The 25,884-nt window shown below is 52.8% G+C and carries 14 protein-coding genes and 1 tRNA gene; 12 read left to right on the top strand and 3 right to left on the bottom strand.

Annotation, left to right across the window (positions count from 1 at the left end; genetic code table 11):
* Positions 1-9 precede the first annotated feature (9 nt).
* The 5 genes from F1728_RS29570 (at position 10) to csrA (ending at position 9,246) form a co-directional block, all read left to right on the top strand.
* On the top strand, positions 10-3,693 hold the full coding sequence (locus F1728_RS29570; protein ID WP_155367013.1) for an outer membrane protein assembly factor BamB family protein: 3,684 nt from the start codon (positions 10-12) through the stop codon (positions 3,691-3,693).
* Positions 3,690-6,236, top strand: a complete 2,547-nt coding sequence (locus tag F1728_RS29565) for an ABC transporter substrate-binding protein (RefSeq protein ID WP_155367012.1) — start codon at positions 3,690-3,692, stop codon at positions 6,234-6,236. Before F1728_RS29570 ends, F1728_RS29565 begins: the two co-directional genes overlap by 4 nt.
* A 22-nt stretch (positions 6,237-6,258) precedes the next feature.
* On the top strand, positions 6,259-7,974 hold the full coding sequence (locus tag F1728_RS29560) for a hypothetical protein (RefSeq protein WP_155367011.1): 1,716 nt from the start codon (positions 6,259-6,261) through the stop codon (positions 7,972-7,974).
* Positions 7,975-8,009: 35 nt separating this feature from the next.
* Positions 8,010-8,804: an MOSC domain-containing protein gene (locus F1728_RS29555; RefSeq protein ID WP_155367010.1), complete on the top strand. Its 795-nt coding sequence runs from the start codon at positions 8,010-8,012 to the stop codon at positions 8,802-8,804.
* A 244-nt stretch (positions 8,805-9,048) separates the two neighbouring features.
* Complete coding sequence (gene csrA, locus F1728_RS29550; protein ID WP_145041500.1) at positions 9,049-9,246, top strand: carbon storage regulator CsrA; 198 nt, start codon at positions 9,049-9,051, stop codon at positions 9,244-9,246.
* 38 nt (positions 9,247-9,284) lie between these two features.
* Here csrA and F1728_RS29545 read toward each other — a convergent pair whose 3' ends face one another.
* Positions 9,285-10,175, bottom strand: coding sequence for a sugar phosphate isomerase/epimerase family protein (locus F1728_RS29545; RefSeq protein ID WP_155367009.1), 891 nt, complete (start codon positions 10,173-10,175; stop codon positions 9,285-9,287).
* Positions 10,176-10,449: 274 nt separating this feature from the next.
* Between F1728_RS29545 and htpG the strand changes: the two genes are divergently transcribed.
* Positions 10,450-12,360, top strand: a complete 1,911-nt coding sequence (gene htpG, locus F1728_RS29540) for a molecular chaperone HtpG (protein WP_155367008.1) — start codon at positions 10,450-10,452, stop codon at positions 12,358-12,360.
* A 12-nt stretch (positions 12,361-12,372) separates the two neighbouring features.
* On the opposite strand, the gene F1728_RS29535 is transcribed toward htpG, so the two are convergent.
* Positions 12,373-13,845 carry an NAD(P)/FAD-dependent oxidoreductase gene (locus F1728_RS29535; protein ID WP_155367007.1) on the bottom strand — a complete coding sequence of 491 codons (1,473 nt, stop codon included), beginning with the start codon at positions 13,843-13,845 and terminating at the stop codon, positions 12,373-12,375.
* Between the two features lie 101 nt (positions 13,846-13,946).
* Here F1728_RS29535 and F1728_RS29530 point away from each other — a divergent pair, with 101 nt between their 5' ends.
* The 6 genes from F1728_RS29530 (at position 13,947) to F1728_RS29505 (ending at position 24,669) form a co-directional block, all read left to right on the top strand.
* Positions 13,947-15,530, top strand: coding sequence for an aldehyde dehydrogenase (NADP(+)) (locus tag F1728_RS29530; RefSeq protein ID WP_155367006.1), 1,584 nt, complete (start codon positions 13,947-13,949; stop codon positions 15,528-15,530).
* A 275-nt stretch (positions 15,531-15,805) separates the two neighbouring features.
* Positions 15,806-15,878: transfer RNA gene (locus F1728_RS29525), tRNA-Lys, on the top strand.
* A gap of 164 nt (positions 15,879-16,042) precedes the next feature.
* Positions 16,043-17,530 carry a protein kinase domain-containing protein gene (locus tag F1728_RS29520; RefSeq protein WP_155367005.1) on the top strand — a complete coding sequence of 496 codons (1,488 nt, stop codon included), beginning with the start codon at positions 16,043-16,045 and terminating at the stop codon, positions 17,528-17,530.
* Positions 17,531-17,693: 163 nt separating this feature from the next.
* Positions 17,694-21,530, top strand: coding sequence for a hypothetical protein (locus tag F1728_RS29515; protein ID WP_155367004.1), 3,837 nt, complete (start codon positions 17,694-17,696; stop codon positions 21,528-21,530).
* A gap of 297 nt (positions 21,531-21,827) precedes the next feature.
* Positions 21,828-22,127, top strand: coding sequence for a hypothetical protein (locus tag F1728_RS29510; RefSeq protein ID WP_155367003.1), 300 nt, complete (start codon positions 21,828-21,830; stop codon positions 22,125-22,127).
* 196 nt (positions 22,128-22,323) lie between these two features.
* Positions 22,324-24,669 (top strand): arylsulfatase, encoded by a 2,346-nt coding sequence (locus tag F1728_RS29505; protein ID WP_155367002.1) that lies wholly within the window; start codon positions 22,324-22,326, stop codon positions 24,667-24,669.
* A 167-nt stretch (positions 24,670-24,836) separates the two neighbouring features.
* Here F1728_RS29505 and F1728_RS29500 read toward each other — a convergent pair whose 3' ends face one another.
* Positions 24,837-25,880 (bottom strand): DUF1559 domain-containing protein, encoded by a 1,044-nt coding sequence (locus F1728_RS29500; RefSeq protein WP_149342231.1) that lies wholly within the window; start codon positions 25,878-25,880, stop codon positions 24,837-24,839.
* Positions 25,881-25,884 lie beyond the last annotated feature (4 nt).

Here is a 25,884-nt window from a genome sequence, read left to right as displayed (position 1 = left end):
GTAAGCTTCATGGCCAGATTAGAAATCTCATTCTTATCCGGAAAAACTCAAAACATTGAGCTTTCCAAGCAGCAGCCGGTATCAATTGGCAGCCATTCGTCCAATGACCTGCAGGTAGACGATGTGGCTTCCATGCAGTGCCGGATCAGCTGGAATAAAAAAGGGTACGAAGTAATCGCTGCGACCAGTGATGGCGTGGAGATTAACGGCGTGATGTCGGGTCGTTCTCAGTTGAACGACGGGGACCTGCTCCGAATCGGTGAAGCCGACATTCTGTTTACCGACGAAGTCGACCTGCTCGATCTGGACGCCCCCCTGCCCGATGTGACGGGTGGTGAAGAAAGTTCGATGTACGACCTCAAGCCGGTCAGTTCGGAACAACTGGATTTCAACCGTCCCCAACCGGAGCCCGTAATTCCAGATAAATCAGAGCCGGAAAAGGCGTCTTCCAAATCAGGTTCGAAAAAGAAAAACGGTTCCAAATCCAGCAAGCAGAAATCGTCCAGGTCTTCAAAAGCATCCACACCAGCTCCCGAAGAGAAACCAGAGGATGAATTTCTGGAAGATGATGACCTGGATCTCGCCTCTGCCGCAGAGTTGCTGACGGACGCCGAACCCGAGGCTGACAGTTCACCAGCCCCGAAACACTTTTTATCCCGTACCAACGAGAATTCCGCAGCGACCAGCGAGGAAGAGGACTCCCCCGATAAAGAGAAAGCGGATTCGCTCTCACTGAAAGATCGGATCCGCCATCGATCCTCACGGAACGCCGTCCGTCCCGGCGAGCGTCAGATTGTGCGTTCGCCTATGATTCTCTCCCTGGTCGGCGGTAGCGTTCTGCTTGCGCTGACCGCGCTGGTCTTCTGGTTTATCATCGGCCGCGATACGGCCAAACGGCACTATGATGCTGCCGTCCAGGAAATGGAAGCGGGCAAGTATTCACAGGCCATCCAGCTCTTCGAGTACTTCCTCGAGAATTACAACAAGAGTGACTACGCCGAGGAAGCCCGGATATTACTCAGCAAATCGTTCGTCGAAAAAGAGATCTCCGGTTCAACACCCGCCTGGCAGGCCGGCCTGGAAGCCACCCAGGGCTTTATCAAGAAACACCGCGATGATTCCGACTTCAAAGAGCTCTACCCGACACTGACCGATTACGGACAGCGGATCGCGCTGGGAGCCGTTGAAACCGCGAGTCGCACCAAAGAGCGTGAACTGCTGGACGTCTCCACGGAAGCCGAAAAGATTCTCACCCGCTACAGTCCACCCGATGCACCGCCGACCGAAGCACTGGCGAAAATCAAAGCCGGTTACGAAAAAGCAGAAGCGGAGATTCTACGTAAAGAGGTCTTCGATGTGGCCGTCAAAGAGATCGATGAAGCAATTAAACAGAAGCAGACATTGAAGGCACTCGAACAGCGCAGACACCTGCTCGACCGCTATCCCTATTATCAGAATGATCGCAAGATGTCGACGGTGCTGACCCGCATCCTGGAGGCGGAACAGGCGCTGATCCAGTCCAGCAATGAAGCGGTTGCCGGTTCGACGAAAGATTATCCGGATGCCTTTCCGCAGGCGGTCACCCTGTCGCTGCACACCCGCTCGCGATCGAATGAAGTTTCGGACGGACGTAATGTCTTCGCGCTGGCCAACGGCAGCTGTTTCGGCATTGACTCTGTGACCGGCGATCCCATCTGGAAACGCCCCATCGGCCTGGATTCGCCGTTTCCCCCCGAGACGGTCACCGTGAAAGAGCCATCACTGCTCCTGTATGACACGCGCCACAACGACTTGCTCTGCGTCACTCAGAAAAGTGGCGAACTGGTCTGGCGACAACAGATGCCTTCCCGCCCCACGGGGCCTCCCCTGGTCAACCAGGGCACGATCGTCGTTTCCTGCCAGGGTGGCGAATTGCTGAACCTGGATCTGCTGACGGGATCCATTGCTGCCCAGCTCAAGTTTGCCCAGCCCCTGGTGGGGGCTCCCGGTCTGGTTTACGGCGAACAATCCGTCGCGGTCGCCGGCTATGAGGGGATGCTGTACCTTGTCTCACTGCGTCCCTTTGAATGCACAAAGGTCGCAGCTCTAGGACATCGCCCCGGCACCATTCAGATTCCGATTATTCCCATGGGTAAGCTATTGATGGTCTGCGAAAATGACCAGGCCGACGCCGCCCTGCTCCACGTACTGGACGGGGATGGCCAGAACGCAACTTTGAATGAGTTGGAACAGTTCCGCATTAAAGGACAAGTTCACAGTCAGCCGATCATGCGCGGGAAGCAACTGTTTTTCCCAACCGTTCCCGAACGAATCACTGCCTTCACTGTTACGGACGAGGAAGGAAAACGAAAACTCACGGAGATCGGTTCTTACCAGTTGCAGGATCCTCTCTCCTGTCAGATCTATCTGTCCGCTGGTTCTGGTGGTCAGCTCTGGATGAGCAGTTCAGCCCTCCGAAAATTCACTCTGCTGAGTACCGGCATCAAAATGGATGACCAGAAAATCGCCGACGGACTGGGATCACAGCCGATGCAGCTGATTGGAAACAACCTGTACCTCGGACGGCGGTTGCTCTCTTCTAATTCGGTCATTTTCACGATCGCGAACCGGAATGAGATGACCAGCACCTGGAAATCGATTCTGGGAACCGACATTCTGGCCGTTTACCCTTATGGTGATGACAAGGAGCCGCAACCTGGTCTGCTCTGTCTTACTTCTGATGGCGATGTATTTCGATTGCGGGCCAATGACTTCGAATCCTCTCCCGCTGGTTTCATGGAACGATCACTGACGCAGCTCAAGCTGCCGGAGAACCTGAAAGCACCGCTGCAGACAACTCGTCTGACCGATGGTAAAATCGCTGTGAGCTGTGGCGCACCACAACCGACATTGTGGATTCTGAACAGATTTGGTCAGCTGGAACAGACTATCGAGCTGTCAGAGCCTCTCGAGGCACTGCCCATTCAAATCGGCGATGGCATTGCGTTACCGTTAAAACGCAAGGTGGCTGTCTTCCGGAAAGGGCGCGGTTTGAATACGGTTCAGGAATTTGCCCTGCCCGGAAATGTCGGCAAGGATGTTCGTTGGCGTCAACTGATCCCGACTGGCAAAGATCAGTGCCTGGCCATCACCACTGCTGGGCAGATTATTACACTCCAGTATCGCAACAACCCGGTTCGTCATCTGGCGGCACTCTCGACCATCGACCTGAAACAGCCAGTCGATGTGGACGCCGGTATCAGCCAGACGGACATAGCAGTCACGGATGCCTCAGGTCAACTGCAGGTTTTGGATGCAAAAACGGGGCAGTTGAAAACCAAGCTGCAACTCCCAGCCCCTGCCTCCAATGACCTCTGGATTACAGACAACCTGCTGTTTGTCGAATCTCGACAGACGCTGACCTGCTACGAACTCAAAGACAGCCTGCAGCAGTTATGGCAACTGAAACTGCCAGGCCACTCCCTGGCTGGTTCTCCTTCGAAAGATGGCAGCCGCTTGTTCCTGTCACTGCAGAATGGCAGCGTCCTGGCTGTCGATCCCCAAACGGGCCAGGTCCAGTCCGAAACCACGGCACCGCTTCCCAGCAGTGGTTCCGTCGTCACCCTTGAGAAACTGTTACTGGTGCCAAGCGTGGATGGCAGTCTGTATCGCATCGACCAAGGTCTGCAGCAGAAAGGACAGGCTTCGCTATGATGAAGTGCGGCAAATTCCTGATCCTGCTGATGAGCGTCATTGGCCTCACCTGTTCCGTGGGGCTGTCCGACAGTTTTGCGCAAAATGAGAATAAGACAGATCCCCCGAAAGCGAAGCAGGATGGAAAAACCGAAACCGAAGAAGAAACGGCGGAGTCATCACTGCCCAAAATCGAGGAGATGCAACTCCCGTCCGTGGAAGACCTGCTGAAGAAACGTCCCGTTGACTGGATCGTCCTGGAAAATGATAATGTGCTGATCGTCGATCCCGTCTATCCCCGCCCCGATACGCTGGGACAACTCGAAGCATCCATGAAAGAGAGTTTCAGCTGGCCGCGTCCCAAGAATAAAAAAGAGGCTGATGAGCAGCGTCAGAAACGGGCGACATTCAATTTCATCAACCTGACACTGGTCGGCGAAAAAGAAGATCCTGAGTACCGGGTCCAACGACAGAACATCAAACAGATCGTGCATTACGAAGATCAGATCCTGCAGCGAATCGATCTACTGCTGAAAGACGGTGATCTGAAAACGGCGTTTGAAATGCTGCTGTTCCTCGACCGCAGACACCGGGACTGGCCCGGCTTTGATCAGCGACAGCAGCGACTGCTGTTTCTCGAAGCCCTGGACAAACAGAAGGCAGAACAGTACGTGAATGCGCTGGCATTCGTCGAGGACCTGCAAAGTCGTGTCCCCGATTATCCGGGACTGAGTAAACTTGCCGGTGAAATCATCAACAGCATGATCACCCGGGCCGTAAAAGTGGAGGATTATCGCGAGGCCCATCACTACCTGAATCGACTGGCAGCGATCTACCCCCGACAGGAAACCGTCGCGAAGTGGCGAGAGACGTTTCTGAAACAGTCCAATGAGATCCTGCAGAAAGCGAATCAGAGTGCGAAAGCTGATCAGTATCAGCAGGCGTTCGACCTGGTGATGGAAGCCTCAACTGTCTGGCCCGCTAATCCCCGTTTACGGGATGACCTGCGGCGGTATCAGGCGCGATATCCGGTCATCAATGTCGGAGTGCTGGGAACAGCTCTCGATCAGAGCCCCTTTTTCCTCGAACACAATGCGACCCGCCGTCATAAAAAGCTGACGCAGATCCCCCTGTTTGAAGTCGGAAAAGTAGACCAGACCCCTCAGTACCAGAGTCGTTTCTTTGAACAATGGGAACCGACCGACCTGGGCCGACGGGCCGACTTCGTCCTGCGTCAGTCGTATGCCACCTGGGAGTCGCATCCGATGCTGCTGGCTGCCGACATCGCGCAGGCGGTCCGGGCCAGACTGACTCCCGGCTCGAGTACCTACGACGAACGTTTCGACAGCTACGTGCATTCGGTCACATCCACAGCCCCGTTTGAATTTCGCATTCATTTTGACCGGGTCCCCCTGAGCACCGAATGGCTGCTCTCATTCCCGATCACTTCCCCACCCGCATTCAGCGCCGTCGTTGCTAATCCTGAAGACGTACGCCTGGAGACAGAACAGAAAATCGGTGCGACCAGCCGCTTCGTTGTGGATGAACAGGAATCAAAGGACTCTGACCAGGTCAGTTATGTGCGGGCCGTCCCCGAACCAAAGGGACTGCGTGACTATAATGTAGCCCAGATCAACGAGGTTCATTATTCCAACTTTGAAAAATCGTTTCAGGCCCTGCTGCGTGGTGAAGTCGCGGTGCTTCCATTCCTGCCGGCCGGTCTGGTCTCCTATTTCAAAGAGCAGGATGAGTTCAATGTCGTCCAAAGTGCGATTCCGCTGACTCATGTGCTGCAGTTCAACCCGGAAAGTAAACCACTGCAGATTCTCGAACTTCGCCGGGCACTGGCCTATGCCATCGATCGCCAGAAGATTCTCAACGAGAAACTGCTGCATGAAAACAACCTGTTAAACGGTCGTCTGGTGACGGCTCCGTATTACACGGGGCTCCAGGTTTACAATCAGCAGGTGCCTCAACGCGAATACAATTTTCCGCTGGCGGTGGCCCTCGCGGTAGCGTCTCAGAAGAAACTGGGAGGAAAATTCCCGCCTCTGCATATGCTGTGTGATCCTAATCCCGAAGCACAGGATGCCGCCCAGGAGCTGATCAGGGCCTGGCAACGGATTGGCGTCAACGTCACGCTGATTCCCAATACGCCCGAGGAAGCGAAAAAAGAGAAACTGGAATGGGACATCGTCTATCGCACGACCGCGATGACCGAACCGATTATGGAACTCTGGCCTTTCCTGACCGTGGGGAGAGGCGCTGAGATTAAATCACTGGAAATCTTTCCGGACTGGATGCGACAGAAACTGATTGAGCTCGATGAAGCGACCGACTGGGAAACCGCAACTGCGCTCTTGAAGAAGCTGCAACAGCAGTTGTATTCCATGGCGCATATCGTTCCGCTTTGGGAAATCGACCAGTTTCATGTGTTCCGTACGAATATCAAAGGGTACGCCGACCGGCCCCTGAATTTTTATGATAATGTCGAACAGTGGGTTACGACCCCCGTCTACCCGCGGTTTGAAACACTGACGTCGACACAGACGACCTCACCATAGACTCAGGAATCAGAATTACTCCATGCGTTGGTTTGATGCTTTTATATTTGGTTGCTGCCTGTCATTGATCGGGATGTTCTGCCTGCAGACAGAGAACGCCTACGGTGCGCAGGCAGAGACTACGACTACGGAGCAATCAGAAACCGAACTAGGGTCAGAGCCGAATTCTGAACCAGCGTCTGAACCAGAGTCCCAGCCGGAATCTGAACAGAAAGCCGAGCCAGAATCTAAGCCCGAACCAAAGCCAACTGCCCAGCCTGATACGCGGCATATCAGCTTACGACCCTACCGCGTCCGCATCGAACTGGCCTTTGCGTCTGGCTGCCGTCTAACCGATTTCGACCGCCGGCAGATATTCACACGCTTGCCCCAGATTATTGAACGTTCCGCTGGTGAGAAGTGGGATTTAAGGCCCCTCAAACCGGGTGACAACACAGCTGGTATCTTTGAGAATGCCTGGCTGACACTCCCCACCAGTGCCGGTCTGAACCGCTTGTCCTCAGCGCAGGTTCTGCAGCAGTATCCCACACAGGCTTTTGACAAGCTGTTTCTATTAACAGTGGAATCTGCGGGGATCGGATACCAAATCGCGGGTCGGGAGTTCGATGTCGATTCCCAGCAGTTAGGACCACTGGTCGAACAGACGACCTACGCACGACCGTTTCTGGCAGAGACCAGTTTTCAGATTCTCCGCGACCTGTTTTCCGCGGTTGTCACAATCGAAGCGGTCGAAGGTGACCAGGCGATCGTCAGCGAACAGGGGAGTCAGTACCTGACACCTGACCCCGCGATCGGCACACTGCGGAAACGCGACTTTTTTGTGCCGTTCTTCCGCTATCTGAATCGGGATCGTGAAGTCAAAGACATTCAGATGATTCCCTGGACCTATCTTATTCTGGAAGAGGTCGACCGCAAGCATGCCCGCTGTTCGATTTCTTCCGGACTGAGGGGGATTCTGAGCAGCAGTCGTCGGCGGGTCGAAATTCAGGCCATCCGGGTCGTCCCACGTTTTCCCGAGACGGAACTCGCCCTGGTTCCACGGGGGACTTCAACTCAGTCTTACGCCGGGATGCGAGTCCAGATTTCTCCGCTGAATCCGCAGGAAGTCCGTCAGTTGCAGGTTGCAGCGCAGAAAGAGAGCGAAGAGACAGGCAAAAAAGTTTCTTTCGAGAAGGAATACATCACTGAGGAACTGCTGACCAACCGGGAGGGAACGATCACCGTCAAAGCCGATCCGTCCGATCCGTTAATCTGGCTCTATGTCCGCAGTGGTAAAGCACTGGTGGCGAATGTGCCTTATATTCCCGGTATCGCACCGCGGACTGCGATCCAGGTTCCCGATGACCGGATTCGTCTGGGCGTCGAAGGGGAACTGGCAGTACTCAACGGGGAATTAATCGAAGAGGTCGCCTCCCTCTCGATGCAGATGTCCCGCATCCGCAGTTGGGCGAAAAAGAATGACTGGAAGAAAGTGGATGGCGGAATCCGCGAACTGGAGAGCGGCATTTCCCCAAGACAAATCTTCCAGGATAAATTGACTGTGATCCGCGTAACCGCGACGGAAGCTGCCCAGGAACAACGTAACCGGGCCGCCGAATCCCGGATTGCCACTCTCTGTCGGGAAGCAGAATCCCGCATCAACCGTTTTCTGGATCCCACGGGGATCATTGATTTCAAAGCCGAGATTAAAGACCTGCGTGATCTCCAGGAACAGGAACGTCCGAAACGTCGCAGATGAAATCTCCCTGTCCCCGCTCAGGATAAACTCACCCCATGTGGACTCTCTCCCGTATCGCCTTGTATCCGGTGAAATCTCTTGATCCGGTGTTTGTTGAACAGGCCGAAGTACTCCCCGGAGGAGGCCTGGCCTGGGATCGTCAGTTTGCTCTGTTTGATGCGAACGGAGAGGTCATCAATGCGAAAAAGCAGGCTCGCATTCAACAGATCCGGACCAGTTTCGATCTCGCCGGGCAGACGATCACTGTTTCCGCGCCTGACCGCGATCTCGCCGCGGCGCAGTTTGCGCTCTCCGAAAACCAGCCCGGGCTTGAAGCGTGGTTCAGCGATTATTTTGATCAGCGCGTAACGCTTAAAGAGAACCGCACCACCGGCTTTCCCGACGATCTCGAAGCCTCGGGCCCGACGATCATCAGCACACAGACGTATGAAGAAGTCGCCCGCTGGTTCCCCGGCATCACAGTTGATGAACTGCGGCTGCGGTTCCGGGCCAACCTGGAATTCGCGGGGGACCTCCCCTTCTGTGAAGACCGGCTTTACAATCCCCTGGATCCGCCGGTGCTGTTCCGGGCAGGAGCAGTGACGTTCGCCGGTTCGAACCCCTGCAAGCGGTGCGTGGTTCCCTCACGTGTTCCGACGACAGGCCAGACGGATGCCCAGTTCATGAAGACGTTCATTCGGAAACGGGAGGAAACATTCCCCTCCTGGGGCGTGCTGTCACTGTTCCAGAACATGTATCGGCTGGCGGTCAACACGCGCCTGCATGAGCTGCCCGAGGGTCAACCGCCGCGAATTCAGTGCGGTGACACACTGGAAATTCTTTCCCGATAGTACGGGCTGCAGCGAAAAGTCAACAAAAATGTCCAGGTGCAGAATCGCGCTAACCGTTATATCCCTTTGTTGGAGACAGGCGGTTAGAGGATTCCCCTGCTTTTTTTGAAGATCCAGGCAGACTGTTCAAAAACAGTACGCTAAGTTTCAAGTGTCGCTTTTCAGAAACAGCTGCGAAAAAAACACGCGCTGTTTCCCAAAGAAAGCTTTGAAAAACCTCCCAACTTATTCGCAGGGAATCGCGATGCTTGTTCTCAGCCGTAAAAAAGACGAAAAAATTATGATTGGTGATTCAATCACACTGATGGTGATTGAAATCAAGAACGACAAAGTCCGCCTTGGAATCGAAGCACCGAAAGACGTTACCGTCCACCGGGAAGAAGTCTATGCTGCGATCAAGGAACAGTCTGCACACGACAGTAAAGACTTTACATCTCACTAGTCGTTTCTGACCGTCTTTCTACCAGCCGCCCGCAGGAATCAGCTGTCTTGTGCCTGCGCCCACATTTTGTCGAACAGTTTGCTCTGTTCTGCCAGGGCCGCCACGGGATCACCTTTGGGTAACTTGCCCTCTTCCAGCATCAGCCAGCCGGTGTAATTCGCTCCCGCCATCAGTTCGAAGAACCGTTTGTGCGGATAGGGATTATGAATCAGATCGTGAATGTGTGTTGTATCGCCCAGACGATCTTTCACCATCGCGAAGTTCGCATCCAGGCCTGCCCCTTCCAGATCCTGCTTGTTGCAGTTCCAGCAGATTGCCACATTGGGATGATCGGCTACATCCAGAATTTTTCGGATCGTAGGCAGATGAGCACATTTGCCGTGGACTTCCAGACGAATCTGCTGTCCATAGTCGGCACCGAAGGCTCCCATTTCATTCAGTGATTTTCCGATCTGTTCGATGGTCACTTCTTCGGGAACGTTCTTGTGAAATGAATCGGGTTTAACCTTAACGCCGGTTCCCCCGACATCGTGGCTGAGTTTGATGAACTCTTTCGTCGCTTCTTTGGCCTGTTTCAGCACGTCGGCATCCGGGTTGTCGTAACGCTCGTTGCTGCCGATACCCACCAGGGTGACGGGGCTGTCCATGAATTTCTTCGCGACTTCGCGGCGTTCGTTTTTGTTCAGATCGCGTTCGACGCCGTGCTTGTGTGTGGTCCGCAGTTCGACGCCGAGGACGTTGGCGGTTTCACAGTTTTTCAGTAGTGTAGGCAGATCCCAGTCTTTGGCCCACTGATAAGTCACCAAGCCGTATTGTGCCTGGGCTTTCTTTTCTTCGGCACGAGCGAGGGCAGGCAGGCCTCCCCCCATTACCAGCATTCCCCCCAGTGCACTTGTTTTCAAAAAGTCGCGGCGGGAGTAAAATACCATATCAGTGATCTCCGTTGTGTAGGAATGCTGTGTCAATTGCCTCACTGTCGCGGGCTGCCTCTATTATTACGCAGGTCGCTCACAGATTACAAATGTCTTTTGAGCGGTTTTCTGAGTTAAGTCAGCCTGCAGCCGATTGGGGCAACTTTACAAGTCATTCCGTTCTCTTTATAAACGGAGCACGATCTGTCCGGCTGTCGTCCGTTGACCAGCGGGACATCAATGTTGATTGATTCGTTACTCTATTTGTCTGTTTTCGATTCAGAGAAAGATCATGAACGAAAAAACCGCACCAGAAAAATTCACGTTTCAGGCAGAAATCAAAAAACTTCTCGATCTGCTTTCCCACTCCCTGTACCAGAATCGGGAAATCGCCATCCGGGAGCTGATCTCAAACGCCTCGGATGCCCTGGACAAGTACCGGTTCCTTTCGTTGACGGATGAATCCCTCAAAGATGAGCAGCCTCTTGAGATTCGTCTCGAGCCGGACAAGGAAAACCGCGTACTGGCCATCTGTGACAACGGCGTCGGGATGACTCACGATGAGTTGATCGAGAATATCGGAACCATCGCTCACAGTGGTTCGCTCGACTTTCTGAAAAACGCCCAGGGGAATGAAAAAGAAGAAGTTTCGCTGATCGGTAAATTCGGCGTGGGCTTCTACTCCGCCTTCATGCTGGCCGACAAGGTCGAAGTCCTGACACGCAGCTGCCGGGAAGAAAAAGGCTGGAAATGGGAATCGGACGGTTCCGGCGACTTCACCATCGAACCGCAGGAAGACATCGGCCGGGGAACCTCGATTCGCCTGCATCTCCGCAAAGATCTGGATGAATACACCCAGGACACGCGGCTCAAATACATCCTCAATAAATATTCGACCTTCGTTCCCTACCCGATCAAGCTGGGAGACGAACTGGTCAACGATCAGAAGCCGATCTGGATCGAGCCGAAAACACAGCTCACACAGGAGCAGTACGACGGATTCTACCAGTACCTGGCTCACAACGGGGAAGAATCGGCCCGTTGGCACCTGCATCTCAGCAGCGATTCACCATTCCAGTTCCACGCCATTCTTTATTGCCCGCAGACCAACCTGGAACTGATGGGCTTTGGCCGGACCGAGCACGGCATCAGCCTGTGTGCGAAACGGATCCTCGTACAGAACGATAACCGGGACCTGCTCCCCGAATACCTGCGGTTCCTGTATGGTCTGGTCGACTCAGCCGACCTGCCGTTGAATATTTCACGCGAATCACTGCAGGACAATACCGTATTTCGCAAAATTAAAAAGGTACTCACCAAACGAGTGCTCTCTCACCTGGCGTCGATGGCCAAGGACGACGAAGAAAAGTATCTCGAGTTCTATCGCCAGTTCGGCAGTTCCCTGCGGGAAGGCATCGGCACCGATTTCGAGAACCGCGACACCCTTGCCAAACTGCTGCGGTTCCCCTCATCGCGAGGGACCTCTGAAAACGAGCTCGTTTCGCTGGAAGCCTATCTCGAAAAGGCCGACGAAAACCAGAAGCAGATCTATTACCTGGGTGGTAACGATTTCCATACGATTTCCCGCAATCCAAACCTGGAAATCTTCCGCAAGAAGGGGATCGAAGTCTTCTACCTGCCTGACCCGATGGATGAGATCGTCCTCTCCAACCTGGCGAAGTTCGAAGACTTTGATATCGTCTCGATCGACTCTGCCGAGGTAAAACTGCCGGGCGACGAGAAAGCCGAAACGGACAGCGAAGAAAAAGAGGACGAGAAGAAGGAAGAACAGGAAGCTCTCACACCTGAATTCGAAAAGGTCCTCTCGCTGTTCCAGGAAGAACTTAAGGACGACGTGGAATCGGTGACCAAATCGGATCGCCTGACCGACAGTCCCTGCTGTCTGGTGATGCCGGAAGGGGCCATCAGTTCGCAGTTGCAGAAAGTCCTGAGCATGAATAACAAGGACTTCCCGACCAGCAAGCGGATTCTGGAAATCAACCCGGACGCCGAGCTGATCAAGCGGCTCTGCACGCTCTCGTCGAACGCGGATCAGCATGCATTCATTAAGCAGTGCGGCCGGCAGCTGTTCTGGAACGCATCACTGATGACGGGGATCGCAACCAGCCCGGAAGAGATCACGTCCAATATCCAGAGCATGATGGAAGAGCTGGCACAGAAACGCTCGCCCATCATTACCTAGAAGTATTATTGCTCACCGCGGTTCCGCTTCCGGGGCCGCGGTGTAGTAATACATGTGGGGCACCGCTGGTTCAAACAGCCCCACCCGATCCCAGGGCGCGAGCAGTTCACGCGCTGTCTGCAGCCAGTCAGTTTTTTGGTCTGCGCGATGATCTTCGCGGGAAACGAGCTCATACCAGTCGGTGACCGCCTGTCGAAAACGTTCATCGTCGGCACAGAGGAGCCAGGGCCGCTGCTGTTCGTGAAAGCGGAGGTGCTCATAGCTCGTTGCAGCGGCGAAATAGAAGAGCGTGCTCAGCCGGAATCGTTCAAAATCGTGCCGACTGCGATAACAGCAAGCAACCAGTGTATCGATCAGCGTGCGTTCTACTTGAAGCGAGTCTGAATAGTTGGCTAGTGCTTCGGTCAGCGTCCCCTGCCCTGTATGCTGTTCCAGGATGGTAACGAGCCGTTCGATGCCGCACAGCGTATGGGCGATGCCCGTGCTGTGCAGCGGGTCGATGAAACCGGCGGTGTGAGGCAACAGAGCCCAGTCCGGCCCGGCACACTCTTTCCAGCCCCGCTGCAGGCGGCCGGTGGTCTGCAGTCCGTCTACCGGGGCGACGCATTCGGCTTCAGCGAACTGTGCTTTAATCGAGGGATAACGATCCAGCATTGTTTCCCAGCTGTGCTGCCCTGTTTCACCGTCGAGAACGAAGCCGGTGCTGGTGATGCCGTTATTGAATCGCAGCTGCCACATCCAGCCTTCATCGAGGACATGATGCAGGGCGCTGTGATCGGAGTTGAACGGATAATCTTCCCGCGAGATGCCCTGCCCGTCCAGGATGGTCTGCCAGGGAGCGACATTGCGAAAATGCCCGAAGATCGCGGACGAGTGGGTTTTGAATTCGGTTTCTGCTTCAATTCCCAGCGTGCGGGCAACGATACCCGCGGCCCCGGTGGCGTCGATCAGAAAGTTCGCCTGGAGGTCAATGCGTTCGCCGAATCGGGTCCCCTGGATCTGCCAGCCCGGGTGGTTGTGCTGTAATTCAACTTCGGTCTGATCTTGATAGAGAATGCCGGACGCAGCTACCTGCCGGGCGAACCAGTGATCGACGTCGGCCCGGTACCAATGTGTATCGGCGAGGGTGTCACTGAGATTGGCGGTCACCAGCAGTTCGCTGCCGTGCGCGGGCTGCGCCTGAAAGGGCTGATGCGGCGTGTGGGCAAAGTAACTGAAGCCCCGCTTGACGCCGCAGCCGATGTCGGGATGGGACTGCTGCCAGCTCCCATACTTGCAAAATGCCTCAAATTGTGGAAGATCGTACTGTGCAGCCAGTGACTGGAGTAGATAGCCGGCGGCGGGCGTGGAGGATTCCCCAATCGCGAAACGGGGATGGGTGCCGCGGTCGACCAGGGCGACGGAGAGGCCGATGCGATCGAGCAACAGTGCCGTCAGACTGCCGCCGAAACCGGCTCCCAGGATCACCACATCAAATTGCTGCATCAGAGCGGACTGCCTCTGCTCGAATCGAAAGACAAACGAAATACACGCTTCACATACTAACTGATTGCCCCGCAAAAAAGCAGGTTGAAAAAGGATAGATCATGGAAACACAACCGGTTCTGATTAACGGAGAATGGACGACCTCATCAGGGACTCAGACGTTTCAGGGAGTGAACCCCGCGACCGGCGAAACGCTGGCCCCGCTGTTCCCCGTCAGCCCCTGGGACGAAATCGAATCTGCCATCATCGCGGCCGCTGAGGCGTCCAAAGCAATGCGGGGCTGGCCGGGCGAACGGTTTGCCGCCTTCCTGGAAGCGTACGCGAACGAGATCGAAGCCCGCGCCGACGCCCTGGTGGACGCCGCTCATGCGGAGACCGGCTATCCCGAATCACCGCGGCTGCGTGACGGCGAGCTGCCGCGAACGACGAATCAGCTGCGTCAGGCCGCCAATCATGCCCGCGAAGGTTCCTGGGCACAGCCGACCATCGACACCGCGACCGGCATCAGTTCAATGTTCGGTCCGATTGGTCCCGTGACCGTGTTTGGTCCGAACAACTTCCCGTTTGCGTTCAACAGCATCGCTGGGGGTGATTTCGCCGCCGCGGTTGCCGCGGGGAACCCGGTGATCGCCAAGGGACATTCGTCGCACCCGGAAACCACACGCATCTTCGGTGAAGCCGCCGACGCAGCCGCGAAAGCGACCGATATGCCCGCTGGTTTCGTGCAGTTGATCTACAGAACGAGCCATTCGGACGGCTGCCGGCTCGTATCTCACCCGCTGATGGGTGCCATCGGTTATACCGGCGGACGGAGTGCGGGACTGACAATCAAGGAAGCGGCCGACAAAGCAGGCAAGCCGGTCTACCTGGAGCTCTCCAGTATCAACCCGGTCTTCGTTCTGCCGGGAGCTCTGGCCGAGCGAAGTGCGGAGATCGCGGAGGAATTCAAGGGGAGCTGCCTGATGGGAACCGGTCAGTTCTGTACGAATCCGGGGCTGGTGGTCCTCAAAGCCGGGGACGCTGCGGAGACCTTCATCGACCAGGTCAAACAGCAGTTCGAAGCGGCCCCGGCCGGCGTGCTGCTGAGCGAAGGAGTACAGCGTGGCTTCCTGTCCGGTATTACCGCGATTCAGGAAGCAGGGGCGACACTCGTCACCGGTGGGACTTCCACCGAAGGCGACGGGTTCTCCTGTGCGAACACACTGCTGCGGGTCTCGGGGAGTGCCTTCCTGAAAGATCCCGAAGCTTTACAGGCCGAGGCGTTCGGCAACAGTTCGCTGTTTGTCGTCGCGGAGAGCGATGAGGAACTGGCCCAGATCGCCGAGTGTTTGGAGGGGAACCTGACCGGCTGCATTTACAGCCAGACCACTGGTGAGGATGACTTGCTGTATGATCTGGTCGCCCCGGCCCTGCGTCAGAAGGTGGGCCGACTGCTGAACGACAAGATGCCGACAGGCGTGGCCGTCAGCCCGGCGATGAATCATGGCGGCCCTTTCCCTTCGACGGGACATCCGGTCTTCACTTCGGTGGGAATTCCGGCGGCAATCCACCGGTTCTCGATGCTGCAGTGCTACGATAATGTCCGCCCCGGACGTCTGCCGGCGGCTCTACAACCAAAGAATTCTAACCCGGCCCAGTGGCGTTATATTGATGGAATGTACACACAGGGCGATTACGGAGCGTAGTCAGGAGACGAAAAGGGCTGTGAACTGCGGCCCTGCAGTCACTTAAAAAACGTTCAGGGGCAGGAATAAGCGAACCTGTCAGGGAGCAGAGGCGTCTGAACGACTAAGGGTTGAGAAAATATGAATTTACAGAGATTTTTTTTGCCCGTAACGTTGTGAAGTGATTGTGGTTGTTGCTATTATCCTGACTCAGTCATCAAACGGCCTGTCGAGCAGCGGACACCAACCATGCCGCAATAAATGCTCCGGCCGATCAAAATACAGTGAGAACAAATGAGGGCGTAGCTCAGTTGGTAGAGCAACGGACTTTTAATCCGTAGGTCCAGGGTTCGAATCCCTGCGCCCTCATTTTTTAAAGCCTTAAGCTTTTATAGCTTAAGGCTTTTTTGTTTTATGGCCTGCTTGTTTCATTTGACCTCGCTGGTTATGACGAGAGTTTAAGGCATTCCTGTTAAACTGGAATGCCTGCGTTCGAATCGCGTCTTTGAGTCTGAAGTGTCAGGGGAGATTGAATGAACTCCGTACAAAACTGTGTCGTTGGTTCACGGCTTCGACCATTTCAATTGAGCGCAGTTACCCCTGACCTGCAACACGCGCAGATTCAGTCCGCAGATTACCAGGGACGCTGGCTGGCGCTGATCTTCTATCCACATGACTTCTCCTTTGTCTGCCCCACCGAACTCACAGGATTCAGCGCTGAGAAACCGCAGTTTGAGCAACTCAACTGCGATCTCTTGGGGGTGAGCATCGACTCCCTCGAGACTCACGCGCAGTGGCTGAAAACCCCCGCGAACGATGGAGGTGTCGAAGGACTCCGCTTTCCCCTGGCCTCTGATCCCCAAGGCGCGCTCTGCCAGTATTTTGGTGTCTGGCGGGAGGTCGACGGTCTGCCCAATCGCGGATTGTTTCTGATTGACCCGGAAGGGATCCTGCGTTTTGCTGCGAGTTATGACTTGAGTGTGGGGCGGAATGTTCAAGACGTCCTGCGTATCTTAGACGCCTTACAGTCCGGAGGACTCTGTCCGGCTAACTGGAAACGTGCCGATGGTGTGCTGGATACCGTGTCGCTTTTGAAGCCGGGCCGGGTTCTCGGCCATTACCGCATTGAACGCGAGTTGGGCCGGGGTGCTTTCGGGCAGGTTTTTGCAGCCGAAGACTTACGTCTCGCACGTCAAGTCGCGCTCAAAGTGATCGTGAAACAGGATGATCAGACTGAAAAACAACTCCTGAGGGAGGCACGGTCGGCAGCCGGTATTCAGCACCCGAATGTCTGCACGATTTATTCTGTGGATACGATTGACACCATACCGACAATTGTCATGGAGTACATTGATGGTGGCTCACTAGCAGATCTGATTGACAGCGGATTCGACCTCAGTCAATTCCGCAGGATCGCGCGGCAGATTGCATTGGGACTGGCTGCCGCTCACGAAAAAGGAATCGTGCACGGAGACCTGAAGACGGCGAATATTCTGCTGCGAGGAGGAGACGAACCGGTGATTGTCGACTTCGGGCTGGCCCGTTCTTTTCGACATCAGGAGGTCGTCACCAGAGCCGGTTCCGATACCGGACCGCAGTTTACGGTCACGACGAAAACAGACGTCGCTACGGAACCAGAAGCAGCAGAGCTGGATTTAGAGGAAACCGTGGTACTCAATTCCAATCCCGTCGATGATGCCACCGTCTCGGCCGCGGACTCCAACGGGATCTCTGGCACCCCGGCTTATATGTCTCCCGAACAGGCCCGCGGCGCTCGCTTGAGTGCCGCCAGCGACATCTTCTCCCTGGGATTAATTTTCGTCGAGATGCTGTGTGGTGCATCACTAATGCGCGACATGTCGGCACTGGAAATCATCTCTGCTTTATGGAGACCTGATTTCGTCGAATCGCTGACCGAGAAGATTCCCCCTGAGTTCCGCAGCGAGCTGATTGATCTACTGGCGATGGAGCCGGACCAACGTCCCAGTGCGAAAGAAGTGAGCAGGCGGATGTCGGGATAGAGTTGAGCGATATTCTGACCGAACCCACCCATTGAGTGTATGTACAGTTTTGCGTATCATTGTTTTAGATTTCACAATTTAAATTTAGACGAGATATCATCCACTACTTCCTTAAGCTTCTTCATCTGCATACATACTAACTTTCAACAAGGAAGGCGCGACTATGAGCTGGACTCGAGCTCTTGATATTGTCTCTTGGGCAGACACTATAGAAGCTAGGCACCAACTACCTCATTTGCTTCGTCGGCTTGTATGGGAGGTAGTCCCTCCAGACTCAGTGGTAAACTTTCCCGCTTACGAACAGATTCAACGGCCAGGATTTGATGGCAATGTTAACTCAGCAGAACACACCCAATATGTACCCAAGGGTATAAGTGTGTGGGAGATTGGAACTTCAAAAGAAAAGAAAAAAGCTAAAGCTAATGAAGACTTCAGTAAGAGGACTAAAACGACTTCAGTAGATATCCAAAAACAAACAACATTTGTATTTGTAACTCCCAGAGAATGGCGTGCGAAGGATTCATGGGCCAAGGAAGCTCTGGAACAAAGTAATTGGAAAAATGTAATAGCGATCGATGCAAATGATTTAGAACATTGGATAGAACGTTGCCCTGCTGTTGATATATGGTTTTCAACTGTAGTGGGGCGAAGACCCGATGGAGTTTTCGATCCGAAGACGCAATGGAATGCACTCAAACAAATTTCGTCGCCTCCAATTTCCCCCCAAGTGATACTCGTTAGTAGGATTAAGTGTTGTGAGGACTTACTAGACTGGATTGAGGGAGAACCCAGTTCATTACTTCTTAGAAGTGGCAACTCAAAAGATGTCCTAGACTTCCTTTCTGCGTTAGTTGAAGAACAGGCAGAAGCTCATCCTAAGTTGAATAGGATGGTTTTTGTTGAGAGCCTCAAAGCGTGGAGAGACCTAACAAATATTGGCACCTCTTTAACACTTATCGCAACCGTGTCTCTTTCATTAACTGTTGAAGATGTTGCAGAAGCCGTGTCTCGTGGACATCATGTTGGAATTTGCAGAAATCGCAGTGCATCATCTGGTACTCGTGAACTATTTCTTCCTCGCCAGGAGTCTTCGTCTCTCGCCAAGACATTAGCAGAATGTGGCTTTGAGAACCTTAGGGCAAGGTCGCTTTCGCGAGCATGTTGTGGTAGCTCAAATGTCCTAAAACGCTTAATCACAGAACACCCACTTACAGATTTCCCAGAATGGGCTAACGAGAAATACCGATCCAAACTAGCTCCATTTGCTCTACTAGGTGGATGGGTTGATTTAGACCCTGATCAAATAGAAAGAAATGACAATATCTTTAAAACGAATCATCCCATTGATCTGATTTGTATTGAAGATTTTATGGGAATCTCACGTGAGCGTATCGAAGAATATACTACTAAGTGGTGTGATAGCGATGAGCCTCTTTTCCTGAGATATGGTAATAACCTTGTAATCCACTCTCGAGAAGATGCATGGTGTCTACTGAGTAGTTCAATTACTCGTAAAATGCTAGAGCGTTTTGAAGATCTTGCAATAGTTGTGCTAGAGGAAACCAACCCCGCATTAGATCTCAAGGATGATGAGCAATGGATGGCAAACATCTTTGGCAAAACCCATTCACTCTCTAGTGAATTACGCCAGGGTATTATTGAGTCACTGGCAATAATGACATCTTATCCTGCCGCAACAAGTTATGGGACTAAACTGAATTTTGCTGTAAGCGTAAGAAAAGTCCTTAGTAGCATTCTACCTAATAATGGTTCCAAAAAGCGTTGGGCAACATTTTCTAGTCAGCTTAGTCTGTTTGCTGAAGCAGACCCTGATTTTCTTCTTTCTAGAATAAGTGATGACTTAAACTCCGACAACCCACTGCTACCGAGTCTTTTTTCACCTAACAGTAACCATATCTTCTCGCATTCACGACACTGTGGACTTCTATGGGCCTTAGAAATCATTGCGTGGAGCCCCAACTATTTAAGCCAAGTAGCAGACATTCTCGCCATGTTAATCAAATATGAAAACATTCTCCCAAACAACATGAGCAACAGACCTTCGGAGACATTGAAAGCCATATTCTTCTGGCAAATACCACAAACAAATGCCACTATTGAAGAAAGAATTACTATCTTAAGGCAACTTGTTCTCAAGCATCCTGAAGTAGGGTGGAATTTATTGATTGAGCAAGTCCCCAAGTATTATGGGATTAGCTTAAGTAGTACGGCAAAGCCTAGATGGCGCGACTGGGCTAATGGCTGGTCTCAAATCAAAGCACATACCGATGCCCCGGGTTATCTACACCAAATTGCAGAGATAATATTTGAAACTGCGTCAGAATCACCAGAAAAATGGGCCAAGGTCATTAATGGTATTTTCAAGATAAACGAAGAAACGACTCACAAAGCAATACAACGTCTGGAATTGATTTCATTACATTGCCAAGACCTTCATGGTAGAGCAATACTTTGGAAAGCACTTAGAGAACTAATATGTCTTCACCAAACGCATCCTAAACGCTCTTTGTCACTGAATGAGAATACAATCAACATATTAATAGATATTAGTAAGCGAATTCAACCAGACGATCCTGTGGATCTCAACGAATGGCTTTTCGGTATTCATCCAGATCTACCTGATATTGATGAAAGTGGTGACTATAAAAAATACTATGTGGAATTAAATAAAAAGCAATTAGAAGCCCTTAGGAATATCACATCCACACAGGGTTGGTATGGGGTAAATCGTCTGCTCGAAAGAATACACAATGCAACTTCCATTGGATGGGTCATTGGATCGAACTCGCTCTTAAATGTAGAGGAAATTGAATTATCGGAGTTTGTTATATCAGACAATATTCGACTTTTGGAATTCGCGGCAGGATATATCGCTGGTGCTTTCAACTCTAAAGAATTCTCTTTTTTTAGAGAGATACAGTTCAATTCTTATTCAGATCTACAGGCCGCAAAGATGCTCTGTGCAGTACCGTTTAACCGTTCCATCTGGGACTGGATGGAAACAAATTTACCTATATCAGTTTGTGATGAGTACTGGTTGAATTGTGATGCTTTTCTTCATGATGAAAATCACAGAGACGTATGTTATGTACAAGAGAAATTACTTCGGGCATGTCGTCCTTTCACAGCAATTAATTTACTCTCTTTTGCGTTAGAGAAAATAGATATTGAAGAGGATATAATTTTCTTGACCCTCGAATCGGCGTTATCTACTGAAACGAATCAGGAAGAAATAAATAAATTAAAGGCACATTGTGTCCAAAAGTTAGTTAAGCATCTTCAAGCAAGTGATAAAGAAAATACTACTAGACTCGCAGCAATTGAATGGGGGTACTTACCTTTTCTTGAAGGGCCACATTCACGAACTGAACCTATGACCTTAATAAATGCACTACAACAAAATCCTAGCCAATTCATTGACTTATTAAAAATCTTATTCCGAAATGAAAACGTAATAAATAGAGATCTAGAATTAACAGATTTAGATCACAAAATGATAAGACATGGACATTCTTTGATAAATGCATTTAGTACACTTCCGGGAACGAAAGAAAACGGGCAGATTGATGAGCTATATTTAACGAATTGGATTTCGGAAGTAAGATTACTTGCAAAAAAAGAAGATAGAATTCGTGTTGCAGATCATCAAATTGGTGAGCTACTTTCTCGCCATTCTAAGGAAGGATGTAAAATGTGGCCCCCCCTTTCAATTTGCAACATTCTGGAACATTTTAATTCAACAAGCATATTCAAAGGTTTTACACTCGGTATCTATAACAGTCGAGGAGTAACTTGCAGAGATCCCTTAGAAGGAGGGACATTGGAACGTGCACTGGTAAACCAATACAGCAACTTAGCGACAGAATTTAAGACTCGATTTCCAAACTTGTCAAAAGCATTCCGAGAACTAGCTAGAAGATTTGAAATAGACGCTGAACGAGAAGATGAAGAAGCAGAACGTCTTAGAGTTGAGCGATAAAACTATCCTATTGTATTAAACTATTCACTAAGCAGAAGCAGTTCATAAGCTTTTCAGAGTTGTAACAAGAGGCGAACCATATCGAGCAATGCATTCAAGACGATGATGCCCCAGTTCACCGGAGTCTACAGACAGAGCTGCCATTTCTCAGGATTGAGATTAGTGTTGTGCTGGGTGAGGAGCAGAGGTCGACGATGAGAACAGAGCCCCCGAGCAGGAACGCAAAGAATCTGCTTTCTTCCTGCTTCGCTTCAGGTAAACTGAAGTTATTGCCTCCCTACTGACTGAGGTTGTTTTATGGCAGAAAAAAAGAAGGCCAGGCTCCTGCGGGCGATCTCGTATTTCGTGCTGCTGTTGATTGTGATCTATGTATTGAGCATCGGTCCGGCTTATGCATTTCTGCTGCCGAGATCGGCCGGCGTCGAGTCGCGGAATTCTGATCTGCTGAATTCCTTTTATCATCCGGTCTGGTGGAGCTTTACCAAAGTCTCTCATGAGGTTACGAATCTCCCCTACTTCCTGCTCGTCAGCTACATCAGGGTCTGGCACAGCATGGTCCCCGAATCGCTGACTTATTCCGATCCGATCTGGGATTAGCCTCTTTTCTGCACTGATGCCTTCGGGAATCTGTTCTGGTTAGAATCTCTCCAGGCGGGCGGACACGTGGGTACCGCCCCTACGGCTCAATTAAACGAGTTAGCGGGTATTTCTGCTGGACATTTCCATTTTCATGTCTAAAAATAGACTGATGTTCTCTTACCGCGGGCACTGTCTCTAATCAGGAGATTCCTCCATGAGACCTTTGTTATCGTTTCTCGCTGTTGTGGTGCTGTCTCTTCCCGTCCCTGCGATTTGTTCTGCACAACAGATTGATCGCTCGCGGCTTCCGCTGCCCGATGCTGCCTTTAAAGGTAAAATCAATAAAACCTTCGAAGGTTCCGAGCAGGACTATCCGCAACCGGTCGCGCCTCCGCAGGGGGCACCGAATGTGCTGTTGATTCTGATTGATGACCTGGGGTTTGGACATCCTGCGACGTTTGGTGGGCCGATTCCGACCCCGGCCCTGGATCGCCTGGCTGCTTCGGGAATTAAATTTAATCGCTTTCACACAACCGCCATCTGTTCGCCTACCCGGGCCGCGTTGCTGACGGGCCGTAACCATCATCAAAGTGGCTTCGGCACAATCACGGAACTGTCGACCGGCTACCCCGGGTATCACAGCATCTGGCCGCGGAGCTGTGCGACGATTGCCGAGGTGCTGAAGGACAATGGCTACAGCACCGCCGCGTGGGGGAAGTGGCATAACACACCGGACTGGGAAACCAGTACCATTGGTCCGTTTGACCGCTGGCCCACAGGGCTCGGATTTGAATATTTCTACGGCTTTCAGGGGGGCGAAACAAGCCAGTTCTATCCGCAGCTGTTCCGCAATACCCTGCCGGTGGAACAGCCCAAATCAGCCGCAGAGGGCTATCATCTGACAGAAGACCTGACGAACGACGCGATCGCGTGGATCAAGCGGCAGCAGTCGATCAGTCCCGACAAACCTTTCTTCGCCTACTTTGCGACAGGGGCGACCCACGCACCGCTGCATGCCCCGGAGGAATGGATCGACAAGTTTAAGGGGCAGTTCGATCAGGGCTGGGACAAGGTTCGTGAAGAAACGCTGGCCCGCCAGAAAAAGATGGGGGTCGTTCCCGAGAATACGAAACTCACCCCGCGCCCCCAGGAAATTCCCGGCTGGGACAGTCTGTCGGACGACGCCCGGCGGCTCTACGCCCGTCACCAGGAGGCCTTCGCCGGTTTCCTGGCGCATACCGACCATCACGTTGGTCGGCTGATAGAGGCCGTGCGCAAGCTGCCCGACGGAAATAATACGTTGATCATTTATGTAGCCGGTGATAACGGCCCCAGTGCCGAGGGCAGTTTGACTGGAACGACCAACAACATCATGACACAGAACGGTATCCCCGATACGGTCGAAGGACAACTGGATGAGATCAATGAAATCGGCGGACCGCAGCACGAGAATCATTTCCCGGTCGGCTGGGCGTGGGCGGGGGCATCGCCGTTCCAGTGGATGAAGCGTGTTCCCTCGCACTTCGGAGGCACCCGCAACGGTCTGGTGATCTCGTGGCCTGCCAAAGTCAAGGACGCCGGTACGGTACGGAGTCAGTTCCACCATGTCATCGACATTGCCCCGACGATCTATGAGGCAGCCGGTATTCCTGAGCCCAAGACCGTCGCTGGGGTCAAGCAGACGCCGATCGCCGGCACCAGTATGGCTTACACGATTACCAATCCCGATGCTGAAGGGCGACGCACGACGCAGTACTTCGAAACTGGCGGGCATCGCGCCATCTACCACAACGGCTGGGTTGCAGCCGCCTTTCAGGGGGTGCCCTGGGAACTGACCGGTTCGAAAGGTTTTGATAATACGAAGTGGGAACTCTACAACATCGAAGAAGACTTCTCCGAGGCGGTCGACCTGGCGCAGAAACATCCCGAAAAGCTCAAGGAACTGCAGGCGATTTTCGACAAGGAAGCTGAGAAGTACAACGTCTACCCGCTCGATGACCGCTTTGCTGAGCGGGTCGTCAATCCCGAGCGTCCTTCGGTCACTCGTGGACGAACCTTTTTCAGTTACGCTGCAGGTACCAATCGCATTCCAGAGGGAAGTGCTCCTCCGATCTATCAGCGGACGCACACCATCACAGCGTCGATCGATGTCGGTGAAGACGAAACCCAGGGTGTGATCGTAGCCGAAGGGGGTAGCGCGGGCGGTTATACGCTGTACGTAGAAGAGGGCAAACTGGTCTACGAGTATAATTTCTTTGGCAAAGAACGGAACAAGATTGTGTCCGCAGCGAAACTTCCCTCAGGCAAGGTCCAGGTCGAAATGGATTACCAGCAGAAACCGATTACCAAAGCGAATCCGGCAGTCGGCGGGACAGTCACGCTCTCCGTCAATGGCAAACAGGTGGCCCAGGGCGAAGTACCACACGTCGTGCCTTCTCGCTTCTCCGCCACCGAAACGCTGGATATCGGGGCGGACCTTGGTTCGACGGTGTCAGAAGACTACACGCCGCCACACGCCTTTAATGGCAAAATTGAGAAGGTGAATATCGAGCTCAAGTAAAAGCGGCTTCGCCTGGCATACTATCTTCTGCTTAGTCATTGCGACGCCTTGTGGCGAGCTTCATAGCTAAGTGTATTTCCTGAAACCTGCTAGAAAAACAGCCTTCAGCAGGAGGTCCGCTGAAGGCTGTGAGTCTTTGGGATTAGCAAGTGAGTTGCTGTTGAGGCTTAATACTCGCCGACAACTTCGCCGTCTTTGGGATTGCAGAGGCGGCGGATGATGTGGACGTCGATGTTTTCCGACAGGAAGTGGACGCTGCCATCACCCAGCAGCGCGTGGCAACCGCCGACATGGGCACTGAAGGGTTCATCGTTGGGTCCGCAGTTATTGGTGGCCCAGGGACAACCTGAGGGGCCGTTAATCGGCGAACTGTTGTTATTGATGATGTTCTTGCGATTTCCGGCCGTCATGTTGGGAGGACCGGAAACGCCACTGCCGTTATCGGGGTCAGCCCAGCGGTTGGGAGCACCGTAAGGTCCACCAAAGGTTCCGGGGACCACGTCGGCCGTGGCGAACAACTGAGTTGTATCCAGACCGGTCGCACCGTTGACGATTTTCTGGGTCTGGTTGTAGTGTCCGGCAGTCTGAGTCGGACGGTTGCCGTCTTCGATCACCAGGATGGTGTTACTCAACCCGTCGATGGAAGTCGTGATGGGATTGTAAGGTCCCAGGGCACCACAGCGGTCCGCATTCAAGGCACCGCTGCCACTCGGGTTTCGCAATCCGGTGGTCGGGTCGAGGTCGGTGTAGGCAATCGGCATGTAGTCGGTGATTCCATAGCCGAGGGAGTCGACCTGAGTCAGCGAACTGGATGGACAGACATAGACCGGCAGCTTCGTCTTACACAACGGGGCATTGACGGCGTTGGTGTAGTGGTAGTTGAAGTTCCACTTCTGAGCCAGCGGAGCCTGGTCGGTGTAAGGCAGAATTGCGACGTGCATCGACACCGGCATCATGCGACGGGTAACGGCGCGTTCGTCGGTGTATTCACCTGATGTGGGGAAACGGGTATAGCTTGACTCGTAGTTTGCGATCGCGAGACCGATCTGCTTCAAATTATTTTTGCACTGTGAACGACGGGCGGCTTCCCGTGCCTGCTGAACCGCGGGGAGTAACAGTGCGATCAGAATAGCGATAATGGCAATTACCACCAGCAATTCAATCAACGTAAAACCTCTGTGGCTGACGCGCAGCCCGGACTGTGAACGCATAATC

Source organism: Gimesia benthica, from assembly GCF_009720525.1.
Lineage (GTDB): Bacteria > Planctomycetota > Planctomycetia > Planctomycetales > Planctomycetaceae > Gimesia > Gimesia benthica.
Note: the sequence above shows the minus strand (reverse complement) of the source record. Positions and strands in the feature narration are given on the sequence as shown.